This window comes from Vreelandella lutescens, from assembly GCF_014640815.1.
Taxonomy (GTDB): Bacteria; Pseudomonadota; Gammaproteobacteria; order Pseudomonadales; family Halomonadaceae; genus Vreelandella; species Vreelandella lutescens.
Map to the genome: position 1 here is coordinate 460,464 of NZ_BMHM01000004.1, position 14,444 is coordinate 474,907.

Sequence of the window (14,444 nt, forward strand, 5' to 3'; positions counted from 1 at the left end):
GTGAAATATGTATAGAGTGCTAGCGCAGTGGTGGGTAGGGCTGCTGATAATGGTTTGGGCGGCTTCGTCGGCGATGGCTTCAGAGATCAACACCCTTCAGCGGCTGAGCGACACGGGCACGCTACGCGTGGGTTATGGCGACACCGCGCCTTTCTCTTACGAAGATGAAGAGGGCAATGTGCTGGGGTACTCCATTGAGCTATGCCGGCGGGTGGCGGCGCAGTTACAGCAGCAGCTTAACCTGCCGACACTGGATATTGAGTACGTTTTCCGGACCCCTGGGAACCGGGTTCAACTGTTAAACAGCGGCGTGATCGATATTGAGTGCAATGCCAGTACCAATAATGCGGAGCGCAGGCGCAGTGCCGACTTTTCACTTAGCCACTTTTTTGTCTCCGTAAGGTTTGTCTCCCTCAAAGAGAATCATTTTTTTACCTTGCAGGACCTCGCTGGGCGCAGCGTGAGTGTGGCGCGAGGCACGGTGAATGTGGGGCAAATCAACCAAGCTAACCGCGAACAGCAGCTCAACCTTTCCGTCGTACCGGTTGAAACCCTCCAAGAAGCCTTCGATTTAGTCACCGAAGGCCGTGTTGCCGCCTTTGCCATGGACGATATTCTGCTCAGCACGATGATAGCGGCGTCCAATGACCCTTCTGCCTACGCGCTCTCAGAAGAGGCCATCACCGCAGAAGAGCCGCTTGGCTTACTGATGCGCCGTGGCGACCAGCCATTTGTGGAACAGGTCAACCAAGCGCTGCGTGAGATTTATCAGCGAGGAGAAATGCTCGAGCTGTATGAACGATGGTTCCAGCAGCCGTTACCCGGTAAAGGCATCACGTTGAATGTGCCCATAAGCGAGACGCTCGCGCAGTATTTTATCAATCCGCAGGGGTAGTTAGTGTTTGGAAAAGCCGCCCAAGAGCGGCAATGACAGGCCTTAACAGCAATCAAGCGCGCGCTTTTTTGGCCGGGGCAGCACCCGCTGTTTTCTCGCGTCGTTCGGCCAAATGTTCCACTTTGCGCTGTTTTTCGTAGAGAAAACGCAGTACTTCCTGGCGGTAGCGGTTGTAGCGTGGGTCGTCGGCTAAGGTAATGCGGTTGCGCGGGCGAGGCAGGTCAATCTCAAGGATTTCGCCAATACGCGCGGACGGGCCGTTGGTGAGCATGACAATTCGGTCGGAAAGCAGCACGGCTTCGTCCACATCATGGGTAATCATGATGACTGTATTACCAAGCTCGTCTTGAATGCGCATGACCTCTTCTTGCAGGTGGGCGCGGGTCAGGGCATCCAATGCGCCAAATGGCTCATCCAGTAGCAGCACCTTGGGTTCCATGGCAAGCGCACGGGCAATGCCGACGCGCTGTTTCATACCGCCGGAAATCTCTGAGGGGCGCTTATTGAGGGCGTGAGACATGCCCACCATCTCTAGGTTTTTAAGAATCCAGGCGTGGCGCTCGGCCTTGGTTTTACTGCGGGCAAAGGTTTTATTCACCGCCAGCGCGACGTTTTCGTAGACGGTGAGCCAGGGCAGTAACGAGTGGTTTTGAAACACCACGCTGCGGTCTGGCCCCGGCGCATTGACTTCCTTGCCATCCAGAATGACCGCCCCTGATGTTGAGGAGGTAAGCCCCGCGATAATATTGAGCAACGTCGACTTTCCGCAGCCCGAATGGCCAATAATCGAAATGTACTCACCCTTGGCAACGCCCAGGTCGATCTCTTTGAGTACGTTGGTGGTCGCACCTTTGGTAACAAAGGTCATATCCACCTGCTCAACGCTTAAGTAGTGTGATGCCATGATCAAACCTCCCGGTTAGCTTTGCGTGGTGCCGCGCGTTACGCGGTTGCCGATAAAGGCCACGATGCGGTCAAGAATAAAGCCCACAATGCCGACGTAGATCAGGGCTAACACGATGTCGCTGAGCATGGAGGCGTTCCAGGCGTCCCAAATGAAGAAGCCAATGCCGACACCGCCAATCAACATTTCTGCGGCCACGATGGCCAGCCACGAGAGCCCCACGCCGATACGCAGGCCGGAGAAAATATACGGGGCGGCAGCGGGCAGCATGATGCGGGTAAAGTACTCCATGCCGTTAAGACGAATCACCCGCGAGACGTTGCGGTAATCTTCTGGAATGTTGCGCACGCCCACCGAGGTATTAATGATGATGGGCCAGATCGCTGTGATGAAAATTACGAAAATGGCGGAGGGGTTGCTGTCCTGAAAACCGGCCAGTGAAATCGGCAGCCAGGCCAGCGGTGGCACGGTACGCAGTACCTGAAACACGGGGTCGAGCCCTCGTAGTGCCCAGGTAGACTGCCCCACCAATACGCCGAGGCTGATACCGGCCACTACGGCTAGCAGGTAGCCGTACGCGACGCGCTCTAAGCTTGCCAATACTTGCCAGCCCATGCCTTTGTCATTGCCGCCATAGTCATAGAACGGGTTAACGATCAGCTCCCACGTATCGCTCAGCACTTGTGAGGGGGCGGGAAGGGCGGCACCGGGGCTTGAGCATAGCGCCTCCCAAATGCCGATGAGAATTGCCAATATCACCACCGGTGGCAGGATGTTTTTCACCAGCGTGTCCCGTAGGCGGGTAACCAGGGGGTGGGTGCCAAGGACCGGCTTAGCCAGCGTTTCTGTGCGCGTTGATGTCGTCATGGTCAGTCTCCCAGGCAGCGTGGCTTAGGCCAGTGCCTTGATCTCCAGGCTATCGAGGTAGGCTTGCGGGTTTTCCGGGTCGAAGACTTTGCCGTCGAACAGCGTCTCAACGCCACGAGAGGTGGAGTCAGGAATATCCGCAGAGGCCACACCCAGGGCTTGAGCGGCTTCGCGCCATAGGTCTTCACGGTTGACTTGGTCAATCAAAGCCGCGCTATCGAAGTCTTGTGGTAAGTAGCCCCAGCGCTTGTTCTCGGTCAAAAACCACAGGTCATGGCTCTTGAACGGGTAGGAGGCGTGCTTATCCCAGTAGCGCATCATGTGCGGATGATTCTCCACCACGCGCCCGGTGCCGTAATCAAAGTTGCCCTGAATGCGGTCAATCAAGTCGGCGTAGGGGGCGTGAATCCAGCGGCGGCGTGAGCAAATCTGCGCCATTTCTTCATGGTTTGCGGGGTCTTCACACCACATCTGCGCTTCCATAATGGCCATCAGCAGCGCTTTGGTGGCGTTGGGGTTGGCTTCGACATAGTCGCTGCGCATGGCGAAGGCTTTTTCTGGGTGGTCGTTCCACAGCTCGCCGGTGGTGTTGGCGGTGTAGCCGATGCCTTGGTTAATCAACTGCTGATTCCAGGGCTCGCAGACACAGAAGGTGTCCATGCTGCCCACGCGCATATTGGCGACCATTTGGGCGGGGGGAATGGTAATGGTGGAGATATCGCGGTTAGGGTCGATACCGCCTGCGGCCATCCAGTAGCGAATCCACATATCGTGGGTGCCGCCGGGGAAGGTCATGGCCGCGCTCACCTCACTGCCGCCACTGCGTTTTGCTGCCAGTGCCTGGGCAAATTCACGGGTATCGAGCCCGACTTTAAGGTCAGCGTACTCATCGCCCACCGAGATGCACTGCCCGTTGAGGTTAAGGCGCGCCAGAATGCTCATGGGCACGGGAATGTTATTGGGCGTCATCGCACCGCTGGCGATCAGGTAAGGCATGGGGGTCAAAATGTGCGCCCCATCAATACCATTGCGTTGAGAACCGAGTACCAAGTTGTCTCGGGTGGTGCCCCAGGAAGATTGCTTGAGGACTTCCACATCGGTCATGCCGTGCTTGGCAAAAAATCCTTTTTCATCCGCGACAAACAGCGGCGCTGCATCCGTTAGCGCAATAAAGCCGAGTTTGGCCGAGGTAGTCTCCGGCGTTCCGCTGGCAAAGGCCCAGCTCACGGGTAGACTGCTTAACAGCGCGGAGCCGCCCACCACCGCCGCAGAGCTTTTAAGAAAGTGACGTCGTTCAGGTGAGTGAGATGAAGAAGTTTTTTTGCTCATGACACAGTTCCTGCCCTTTGGAGACGAAAACGGCGTCTGCAATTAAGCCCTTCTGAGAAGGACCATTGCAGACGCCGTTGTCTGTTAATCATCGTTTTTATGGCTGAACCCACGTTGGCTCAGGCAATAAGCAATTTGCAGCTTGTATGCCAATACGCCTTGCCCAGGGCAGGAAAGGTCTACCTTTCAATGGGTTGATAGAAATGGGAGGAAAGGGGCAGGGATATGCCAGCGATGGCTTATTGTGCGACGCAGCGTAGAAATGGTGCGGTTTTGATCAACATGCACCAAAACAGCCACGCCCCGGGCCTTTGCGAAAGAGTCCCTGGGGCGAGCACGTTCTAGGGGGGAGTTAAGGCTGTGTGGCCAGAGCGCTGACCACTTCGTCAATTTGTAGCGCCAGGCTTTGTAGGCCGCTGCCAGAGAGGTACCACAGGGCCGGTGTCAGCAGCACCAGCTGTGATTCTGCACCTGCGTCCGCTAGGGTGGCACGCAGCTGATCGGCGTCTGCGGGCTCATCGCCAATGGCGGCGCTGCGGTCGATCAGGAGCACTATTTCGGGGTTGATCTCGGCAATGGCGTCAGCGGAAAGCGGCGTAAAGGTGCGTTCACCGCGTACTTCGGGAGTCACGCTCTCGGGCATCTCCAGCGCGGCAATGCCCAGCACCTGATGCACCACCGGGTGTTGGTTCAGCATCAGGTTGCCGCCATTGTGCGTGACGACCAGCGTTGTCGGGGCATCTTGAAGCGCTTCCCGCTGGCGCTCGATCTCGCTGTTCAGCGTTGTGAGCGCCTCTTCGGCTTCGCTTTCCACGTCTAGCTGGCTGGCCAGTTCGCGCACGTTGCGCTCAGCGGCAGCAAGATACGCCTCGCCTGACACGCTGGCATCAAATAGTGGGGCAATCTCGCCTAGCTCTTCGGCCCACTCGGCCTGGCGGCCCGTGTGCACAATCAGCGTGGGGTTGGCGTCTGCTAGCGCTGCCATATCCGGCGAGCGCAGGCCGCCAATATCGGTGTATGCATCGGCGGCATACTGTTCAAGGTAGCTCGGCAAGCTGGCTTTGGGCACGCCCACTACGTGCTCACTTGCCCCCAGTGCGTCCAGCGTATCCAGGCTGCCTAAATCAAACGTGGCAATGCGCTGGTCGGCGTTTGCGGCGGCGCTGGTACTGGCCAGCAGTAGCGCAGTGGCGAAGGTCGTTACTTTCATGGGAGTCCCTTTTTGAGAAACCTAGCTGTCTTTTGAGAAATACAGCTATCTTTTGAGAAACATAGCTATATGCAATAGTTTCTCATCATCGCAGCAAGCTAAGGCATTGTCTCGTTTTGCAAAGGGAACGGCACGTTGCAGAAAATGCGACCGCCTGCGTAGAGGCGGTCGTGGTGGCGCGTCATATAAGCACTCAGGGACTAAGAAGCGACGCGGAAGGGGTTACGCGGGTCGTTATCCCAGGCGAGGAAGGGTTTGCCGGTTTCCTGAGGCACCATGGTGATGCAGTTCTCTACGGGGCAGGTGATTTGGCACAGGTTGCAGCCCACGCACTCGTCTTCGATCACCTCGTAGCGGCGCGCGCCGTCCTGCTCGGTGAGCTTGGCAATCGACTGGTGGGACGTGTCCTCACAGGCGATATAGCAGCGGCCACACTCGATGCACAGATCCTGGTCGATATGGGCGATGGTCTTGAAGTTGATGTCCAGATGCTTCCAGTCGGTGGTGTGGGGCACCGCCTTGCGGGAAAACGCCTCAATGGAGTCGTAGCCTTTTTCCGCCATCCAGCGGGAGAGGCCATCTTTCATCTCCTCTACAATCCTAAAACCGTTGAGCATAGCGGCGGTGCACACCTGCACGCTGCCTGCGCCCAGGGCGATAAACTCTGCCGCATCTCGCCAGGTGGATATCCCGCCAATACCAGAAATAGGTAGCGTGGGTGTGGCTGGATCACGGGCAATTTCTGCCACCATGTTCAGGGCGATGGGTTTCACGGCGCTGCCGCAGTAGCCGCCGTGGGTGCTCTGATGGCCGACGGTGGGCTTGGCGACCATGTTGTCCAGGTCGATGCTGGTGATGGAGTTGATGGTGTTGATCAGCGAGACCGCGTCCGCGCCGCCACGTAGTGCCGCCTGGGCACCCACACGAATATCGGTGATATTCGGCGTGAGTTTGACGATCACCGGCTTGGAGTAGTGCTTCTTACACCAGTAGGTGACTTTTTCGATCAGATCCGGGTTTTGGCCCACCGCAGCGCCCATGCCGCGCTCCGGCATGCCGTGGGGGCAGCCCAGGTTAAGCTCGATGCCATCTGCGCCGGTGGCTTCTACCAGCGGCAAGATGTAGGCCCAGGCTTCCTCGTTACAGGGCACCATGATGGAGACGATTAGCGCCCGGTCGGGCCAATCCTTCTTCACCTGGGTGATCTCTTTGAGGTTGATCTCCAGCGAGCGGTCGGTAATCAGCTCGATATTGTTAAAGCCGATGACCTCACGGTTTTTGCCGTAGTGGGCAGAGTAGCGGGAGGAGACGTTGACTGCCGCGGGCTCTTCGCCAAGGGTTTTCCACACCACGCCGCCCCAGCCTGCTTCATAGGCGCGCACGACGTTGTAGGCTTTGTCGGTGGGCGGGGCAGAGGCCAGCCAGAACGGGTTCGGGGCTTTGATACCGGCAAAATTCACCGACAGATCGACGCCGTTCACCACGCTGTCGCCGCTGTTTTTCTTGCCTGGAAAAGAGAGGGTGTTGAAAGGCGTGGTGTTCATGCGGCCTCCTGCTGGGCGGCGAGCGCTTGATGAATGGCGTGAGCCGCCAGCTTGCCGTGCTGCACGGCTTGTACGGTGAGGTCTTGGCCGGGTTTCACACAGTCGCCGCCAGCATAAACGTTAGGCAGTGAGGTTTGGAACATCTCATTGACGTGAATGCGCTCGCCGTCGCGGGCAAGCTCCGCGGCAGTGGCGTCGCGTAGGCTTTCGCCCTCGAAGCCTTGGCCGATGGCGGTGAAAACGGCATCCGCCGGAATCTCAAAGAATTCGCCGGTGGGTGTTAATCGCCCCTCTTGATCGCGGGTGTTAGCAAAGCGCATGCCTGCCACCTGCCCTTGCTCATTCAGCAGAATCTCGTCGGGCTGGGCCCAGGTGATCATGCGCACGCCGTTGGCCTTGGCGATCTCCTGTTCATGGTCGGTGGCGGACATCGCCTCAGTGCCACGGCGATACACCAGAGTGACCTCTTTGGCCCCCAAACGCGCCATTTGCGTGGCCATATCGATCGCGGTGTTACCTGCGCCAATCACGATGCAGCGCTTGGCCACGGCTAGGCTGCCCAGGTCATCGGTCTGGCGCAGGGTTTTGATGTAGTCCACCGCAGGCATCAGGCCCGGTGCATCCTCGCCGGTTAGCCCCAGCATACGGCTGGCCCCCAGCCCCAAACCCAGGAATACGCTGTCGTACTGCTGGCGCAGGGTGTCGAGGGTGAGGTTGTCGCCCAGGCGCTGGCCGTACTGAAGGTCGATGCCGCCGACTTCCAGCAAGAACTCGACTTCTTTACGGGCAAAGTCATCGGTCATTTTGTAGCGGGCGATACCGTACTCGTTAAGCCCGCCGGGCTTTTGCTCGGCCTCAAACATCGTCACCTGATGGCCCAGCATTGCCAAGCGATGGGCGCAGGAGAGCCCCGCAGGCCCGGCACCCACCACGGCGACATGGCGGCCAGTGCTGGCGGCGCGTTTAAAGGGGTGGCTCTCAAACTGCATGTGATCGGTGGCGTGGCGCTGGAGCAGGCCAATTAATACAGGCTGACACTCGGCGTCGTGGTTACGCACGCAGCTACGCTCGCAGAGAATTTCGGTGGGGCATACGCGGGCGCAGCTGCCGCCGAGGATATTGGCTTCCAGAATGGTTTCTGCTGCACCATTAATGTTGTTTTCACTGATTTGGCGGATGAAGCTCGGAATGTCGATGTCCGATGGGCAGGCTTCGACGCAGGGCGCGTCGAAGCAGTACAGGCAGCGCTGGCTTTCAATGATGGCCTGGCGCGGTGTCAGCGGCGGGTGCAGGTCGCTGAAATTATGCGCCAACGTCGCTGGGTCGTAGGTGCCGACCTCTTTTGCGCTAGGCAGATGATCAAGTGAATGGGTCACGGTCGTTTCTCCATTGCTCTGTTCTTCGTAGGGGCCGGGATTAGCGAGTTACCGCCACGGGGGCATTCAGTTCGGCGCGTTTTGCGAGCAGCTCGAACACGCCGGGGTAGGCGGGGCGTTCCAAGTAGCGTCCTGCGCCGCGTTCGGCATGGAGTTCACCGTCCCGCCATGTCCACTTGCCCTGGCTGATGGTGTGACGAGCAATGCCGCGCACCGTTTTGCCCTCGAAGATGTTGAAGTCGACGTTCTGATGGTGGGTTTTAGCGGAGATCGTGCGCGTACCGTTCGGGTCCCACACCACGATGTCAGCATCGGAGCCCACTTGGATCGCCCCCTTGCGCGGGTAGAGGTTGAAGATCTTGGCGGTGTTGGTAGAGGTGACCGCGACAAACTCCTGAGGCGATAGCTTGCCGGTATTCACACCTTCGTCCCACAGTACGGCCAAGCGGTCTTCCACGCCTGCGGTGCCGTTGGGGATTTTGGTGAAGTCATCTTTCCCAGCGGCCTTTTGTTCTTCGCAGAAGCAGCAGTGGTCGGTGGCGGTGGTTTGCAGGTTGCCGGATTGAAGGCCGTGCCAAAGCGCTTCCTGATGGCCTTTGGGGCGGAAGGGCGGACTCATCACATGGGCGGCGGCAGTCGCCCAGTCGGGGTTTTGATAAACGCTGTCGTCGATTACCAGATGGCCCGCTAAGCACTCGCCAAATACCGGGTGGCCCTGCTGGCGGGCGTAAGCGATTTCATCCACGGCGTCTTTGGTCGAAACGTGTACCAAATAAACCGGTGCACCCAGGGTGCTGGCAATGCGAATCGCCCGGCTGGCGGCTTCGCCTTCCACCTGGGGCGGTCGGGAAAGCGGGTGTGCTTCTGGCCCGGTCATCCCCTGAGCGAGCAGCTTTTGCTGCATGTGGTAGACCAGCTCGCCGTTTTCAGCATGTACGGTGGGAATAGCGCCCAGCTCCAGGCAGCGGGAAAAACTCTCCACCAGAATGTCATCGGTGGCCATGATCGCGCCCTTGTAGGCCATAAAGTGCTTGAAGCTGTTAACGCCGTGGTCCCGCACCAGCGTCCCCATCTCTTCTTTGACGCTCTCGTCCCACCAGGTAATGGCCACATGGAAAGCGAAGTCGGTGGCGGCTTTTTCGGCCCAGCCTTGCCAGGTGTTAAACGCTTCCAGCAGCGACTGGCCGGGGCTTGGGATCACAAAGTCGATGATGGTCGTGGTGCCCCCTGCCATGGCGGCGGCGGTGCCGGTGTAGAAATCTTCGCTGGCCACCGCGCCCATAAACGGCATCTGCATATGGGTGTGGGGGTCGATACCGCCGGGCATCACCAATTGGTGGCTGGCATCGACAATCTCGCAGCCTTCCGGCACGTCTAAATCTGTGCCAATGGCGTGGATTTTTCCATCGACGCAGAGCACGTCAGCGCGGTAGGTGTCGGCGTGGGTGACGACGGTGCCGCCCTTGATCAATAAACTCATGATTCACTCCTGGGGTAATTGACTGAGGGGCTTATTCGCCGTCGGTTAAGCGGGTGTAGGTTTCCGGGCGGCGGTCACGGAAGAACTGCCAGTTGTTGCGCACCTCGCGCACCATGTCTAAATCGATCTCATGCACCAGCAGCTCGTCTTCCGTTTCGCTGGCCTGGGCTTCAATTTTGCCGCGTGGGTTGACGATATAGCTGGAGCCGTAAAAATCGCCGATATTCCAAGGCGCTTCGCTGCCGACGCGGTTGATGGCAGCGATGAAGCAGCCGTTAGCGGCGGCTGAGGCGGGCTGTTCAAGCTCCCATAAATATTGGGATAGCCCGGCCACAGTCGCAGAGGGGTTGAAGATGACTTCGGCACCGTTAAGGGCCAGTGCTCGCCAGCCTTCGGGGAAGTGACGGTCGTAGCAGATATACACGCCGATCTTGCCGTAGGCGGTATTGAACACCGGCCAGTTGGATTGGCCCGGCTTAAAGAAGAATTTTTCCCAAAAGCCAGCCACTTGGGGAATGTGTGTCTTGTGGTATTTGCCTAGATAGCTACCGTCAGCGTCGAATACCGCCGCCGTGTTGTAGTAAACGCCGGTCTCGGTCTCTTCATAGATAGGGACGATGATCACCATGCGGTGCTCAGCCGCAAGCTTCTGCATCATCTGGCAGGTGGGGCCTTCCGGCACCCGCTCGGCAGCGGCGTACCATTTGCTGTCCTGGCTGGGGCAAAAGTAGGGCTGATTGAACACTTCCTGGAAGCACAGCACCTGCACGCCTTGTTCGGCGGCTTGCTTGATCAGCGGCAGATGCGCTTCGTTCATCGCGTCTCGAATGGCGGCGGGTTCTAAGTCGGTACTGGTTTTCAGGCCCATTTGAATCAGGCCGATTTTCATCTTCTGCATAAAAAGCCCTCTCGTGTCATACGCGCTCACCATTTGCTAGCGCATCACGGCAAGTTAAAACACTAATCGCTAATATTTATGAGTGTGATGACGGTCACTTGGCGTGTGGTGACACCGGCGTTAAAGCCGAGTGTTTATTGTTATGTTGAAAGTTGTCATGTTTGACAGCTTTTTGAACATAGTCCTTTATGCCGTCTCTTTTCAAGGATTTTTTATCTACCGTTGAGTGTGATATTAAGTTGTTGATTTTATATGTTTTTGTTTTTTAAAGAGCCTGTTTTTACTGATTTGGTGAATACGTGCACATGTTTGGTGATTTTTTTATATTTTTATAAATCAACAGTTTGTGAAGTTGCTGTGGGGTTTTAAATGATTTTTTTGTATCTTTTTGGTGCGTTATTTTTTTAACCAGCTAAGGTTTTTAGTGGTCTTGCGTCGCGTTCAAAAACACAATAACAATTGAGAGTGCGGTGACTGCCTATCTGTCGATTAAGTCAGCTTTTTGTTCAATAAGTTATCCGTCATGCGGTGTTTTTAGGCATGTTTATTGCTGTAACGAAAGCTGAACCCGTGAATGCGATCGGCAATGTCGCTGCTGAGGAGAATAAAATGACAGGCTCAAGAACCCAGATGGTAGACAGAGAGGGGCTGATTGAACTCCATGTTGAGGACGACGTTCGTGAGAGTCCTCGTTTCAATGACGATATTGCGCCTACCCAGGCAAGTGAGCGCACGTGGAGCAAGTGGAACATTGCAGCGCTGTGGGTAGGAATGTCGATTTGTGTACCCACCTATACGCTGGGCGGGGTGTTAACCGCTTATTTTGGCTTAAGCGTGGGGGAGGCGCTCTTTGCCATCTTGCTCGCCAACGTGATCGTACTGATTCCACTGACGCTGAATGCTTTTCCCGGTACTAAGTTCGGTATTCCTTTTCCGGTGGTATTGCGCTCATCCTTCGGTATTTTGGGCTCGAATGTGCCGTGCCTAGTACGTGCGCTGGTGGGCTGCGGCTGGTTCGGTATTCAAACCATGTTTGGCGGCTTGGCCATTCACCTGCTCTTGTCGGAGCTGATTCCCGACTGGGCAGCCCTAGGCGGCGTGGGGGAAGTGATTGGCTTTTTTGTTTTCGGCGCTATGAACCTCTATGTGGTGATTCGTGGAGCGGAGTCGATTAAGTGGCTGGAGACGCTGGCGGCTCCCTTGCTCTTAGCCGTGGGTATTGGGCTTATGATGTGGGCGTGGCCGAATATGTCGATGACCGAGCTATTGGCACAGCCGCCGTCGCGCCCTGAGGGGGCCTCGGTGTACGGCTATTTCTTTGCAGGTTTAACGGCCATGGTGGGATTTTGGGCCACACTATCGCTGAACATCCCCGATTTTAGCCGCTTTGCCAAAAGCCAAAAAGATCAGATTGTGGGGCAAATTATTGGCCTGCCACTCACGATGTTTTTCTTCGCTGCGTTGGGGGTGGTGCTGACCGCTGCGTCGGAAAATCTCGTAGGGCAAACGGTTGCCGACCCCGTACGTTTGATTGGCTACATCGACAGCCCGTTCTGGGTCATCATGGCCATGCTGCTGATTATTATTGCCACCATCTCGACCAACACTGCCTCCAATATCGTGTCGCCAACGAATGACTTCCAAAATATTGCGCCGAAGTTGATTAACCAAACGCGGGGCGTGCTCATGACCGGTGCGGTCGGGGTGCTGCTGATGGGCTATGACTTGTTGCAAAAAGCCGGCGTTATCGCGCCCGGCGTTTCCCTTGAGCAAATGTACTCTAACTGGCTGCTGGGCTACTCCAGCCTGTTAGGCCCTATCGCTGGCATTATGGCGGTGGATTACTTCCTGATTAAAAAGCAGCGTTTGGATGTGCCGAGCCTGTATATGGACCACCACACGTACCCTGCCGTTAATATGGCCGGTTTTATCGCCTTTGGGGTACCGGTCGCGCTAACGCTGCTCTCGCTGCTTACCGGTACCATGAACTGGTTTTATGATTACGGCTGGTTTACGGGCTCCGCGCTGGGAGCGGTCATCTACTACCTAGCCAGCCAAGCGCTAGCGACGTCGCCCCAGGCAGGGCCTGCGCCTCTCGCGGCAAGTGAGGTCGTTAAGTAAGTCGTCATCCGGTTTAACCGCTGACCTATACCGTAACGCCCGGCGCTCAGCTGGGCGTTACGTTTTATGGCTCGCGCTGTTTAATAAACCCCAAAAATGCATCCACCACGCGATTCGGGCGACGGTCGTGGCGGGTGACTAATACAAAGGGGATACGGTAGTGTTGGGTGGCCGGGTGCAGGGCGCGCATTTTGCCTGCCGTTACCCACTGCGCGGCAACATGCTCGGGTAGAAAACCGATAAATCTGCCGGTGAGGATGAGAAACGCCGCGCCCTCTCGGTCGGATGCAGAGGCTTGTAGGTTGAGTGCTTCGTGGGCCTGGCGTGCGGTGTCTGGGAGCGGGTAGCGCGGCTGAATGGCTGGGTGGCTTGCGAGTTGGGGCAGTCTCAACGCTTCATCAGGCAGGCTGAACAGCGGGTGTTCGGCGGAGCAGTATAAGTAAGAGGGTTCGTCGTACAACAGCCGCGTTTCTAGACTGGTGGGCAGGTTTACCGCGGGCACCACACCGACATGCAGGTGGCCGTCCATAACACCGCGAATCACCGCGTCCGATGGCTCCATATGAATATTGACGGTGACCGTGTGATGAGGAGCGGTTAATGCAGCCAGCGCGTGGGTGACATCCATGGCGGGCAGCGTCACCAGATTGTCGGTAATGCCGATATTCAGCTCACCTTTGATGGTGTGATGCAGCGCGTTGACATCGCTTTTAAACGTCTCGAGCGCCGTTAGCAGCGTAAGCCCTGCCTGGTAAATCTCTTTGCCTTCTTCTGTTAGGCTAAAACCACCGCGCCCCCGCTGGCATAGCGAGAAGCCGAGCCTGCTCTCCAGGTCGCTCATATGCTGACTAATGGCCGAACGGCTAATGCCTAAGGTCGTTTCTGCGGCGGTAAAGCCCCCACACTCCACCACGGTTTTAAAAATACGCACTAAGCGTATTTCGTAGTCGCTCATTTGGCCTAACGATGCCATAACTGCCTCTTAACCATAAAAGGGCGCTTATTGATGCATCAGGTTTGCTAAAAATTGATATACATCAAAAAAGCGACGCGCCACTATTGATTCCTGCCACTATGGCAGTGTGGTGGTGTATCTTCCACTGCCGTTTTGAAACGACATCAGGGGTGCCTGAATAAGGTCTGCTTGTATGCTGGTCTTTTCCAAAAGCGATATCAAACCGTCGGAGTCTTACGAAGAGGGTTTGGTAAGACAAAAACGCCGTGTAACGGCTTTTTGTGTTGCAGCATTATTAATAGTGGGTTGTTTGATGGTTTGGCTGCTTCAAAGCCAGTACGAGCAAGAGCTGAGAAGTGCAGAGGGTCGAGCGGTAGCGCGGGCGCATATCGTGACAGAGTGGGTAGAGGGGCTGTTACGTCAAAGTGATCAGGCGCTACATAATGTTGCTGTGCTGCAGATGGAGCCGACAATTCCTCCTGCTACGGTTCAGCAGGCAATCGCTAGCTTCGTCCAGAACTCACCGTTGTTTGATCAGATAAATGTGTTTGACGCAGAGGGCACCTTGACACTAAGCGGATCCTCTTTGCAGGAGTTGCCGGGTAGTCATCCGTCATTGAGTCAGTGGCTGACAACAGAAGCAGAGAGCAGTAGTACAGTGCTTTCATCGCAGCTAACAGTGGAGGATGGCAGCCTATATCTGTATCACATTCGTCAATTTAATAACGATTTTGACTCCCCTGGCAGCTATGTTGCCGCCAGATTGTTGCCTAGTGTGTTCTCTAACGCTCTAAACGCTATGCGTGCATATCCCGGTGAAAATCTTGTATTGCTGGATGAGAATTTGCATGTTTTGGCAAGTCAC

11 protein-coding genes are annotated in these 14,444 nt (G+C 56.4%); 2 read left to right on the forward strand and 9 right to left on the reverse strand.

Features of this window, described 5'->3' with window-relative positions:
- The first annotated feature begins 7 nt into the window (after positions 1-7).
- On the forward strand, positions 8-895 hold the full coding sequence (locus IEW65_RS12785; RefSeq protein ID WP_229755560.1) for an amino acid ABC transporter substrate-binding protein: 888 nt from the start codon (positions 8-10) through the stop codon (positions 893-895).
- A 52-nt stretch (positions 896-947) separates the two neighbouring features.
- On the opposite strand, the gene IEW65_RS12790 is transcribed toward IEW65_RS12785, so the two are convergent.
- The 8 genes from IEW65_RS12790 to IEW65_RS12825 form a co-directional block, all read right to left on the reverse strand.
- The gene (locus IEW65_RS12790) at positions 948-1,799 is read right to left on the reverse strand and encodes an ABC transporter ATP-binding protein (RefSeq protein WP_188639847.1); all 852 of its coding nucleotides are present in this window, start codon (positions 1,797-1,799) and stop codon (positions 948-950) included.
- A gap of 15 nt (positions 1,800-1,814) precedes the next feature.
- Positions 1,815-2,666, reverse strand: coding sequence for a nitrate ABC transporter permease (ntrB, locus tag IEW65_RS12795; RefSeq protein ID WP_188639848.1), 852 nt, complete (start codon positions 2,664-2,666; stop codon positions 1,815-1,817).
- Positions 2,667-2,690: 24 nt separating this feature from the next.
- Entirely contained in the window at positions 2,691-3,995 is a 1,305-nt protein-coding gene (locus IEW65_RS12800) for a CmpA/NrtA family ABC transporter substrate-binding protein (protein ID WP_188639849.1), read from the reverse strand.
- Positions 3,996-4,347: 352 nt separating this feature from the next.
- Positions 4,348-5,205: an ABC transporter substrate-binding protein gene (locus IEW65_RS12805; RefSeq protein ID WP_188639850.1), complete on the reverse strand. Its 858-nt coding sequence runs from the start codon at positions 5,203-5,205 to the stop codon at positions 4,348-4,350.
- A 200-nt stretch (positions 5,206-5,405) separates the two neighbouring features.
- On the reverse strand, positions 5,406-6,749 hold the full coding sequence (preA, locus tag IEW65_RS12810; RefSeq protein ID WP_229755561.1) for an NAD-dependent dihydropyrimidine dehydrogenase subunit PreA: 1,344 nt from the start codon (positions 6,747-6,749) through the stop codon (positions 5,406-5,408).
- On the reverse strand, positions 6,746-8,125 hold the full coding sequence (locus IEW65_RS12815) for an NAD(P)-dependent oxidoreductase (RefSeq protein WP_188639851.1): 1,380 nt from the start codon (positions 8,123-8,125) through the stop codon (positions 6,746-6,748). Before IEW65_RS12815 ends, preA begins: the two co-directional genes overlap by 4 nt.
- A gap of 40 nt (positions 8,126-8,165) precedes the next feature.
- Positions 8,166-9,605, reverse strand: coding sequence for a dihydropyrimidinase (gene hydA / locus IEW65_RS12820; protein WP_188639852.1), 1,440 nt, complete (start codon positions 9,603-9,605; stop codon positions 8,166-8,168).
- A gap of 31 nt (positions 9,606-9,636) precedes the next feature.
- A complete protein-coding gene (locus IEW65_RS12825; RefSeq protein ID WP_188639853.1) occupies positions 9,637-10,503 on the reverse strand; it encodes a nitrilase-related carbon-nitrogen hydrolase in 867 nt (288 codons plus the stop codon).
- A gap of 609 nt (positions 10,504-11,112) precedes the next feature.
- Between IEW65_RS12825 and IEW65_RS12830 the strand changes: the two genes are divergently transcribed.
- On the forward strand, positions 11,113-12,624 hold the full coding sequence (locus IEW65_RS12830; RefSeq protein ID WP_188639854.1) for an NCS1 family nucleobase:cation symporter-1: 1,512 nt from the start codon (positions 11,113-11,115) through the stop codon (positions 12,622-12,624).
- 64 nt (positions 12,625-12,688) lie between these two features.
- Here IEW65_RS12830 and IEW65_RS12835 read toward each other — a convergent pair whose 3' ends face one another.
- Positions 12,689-13,597 carry a LysR family transcriptional regulator gene (locus tag IEW65_RS12835; protein ID WP_188639855.1) on the reverse strand — a complete coding sequence of 303 codons (909 nt, stop codon included), beginning with the start codon at positions 13,595-13,597 and terminating at the stop codon, positions 12,689-12,691.
- Positions 13,598-14,444 lie beyond the last annotated feature (847 nt).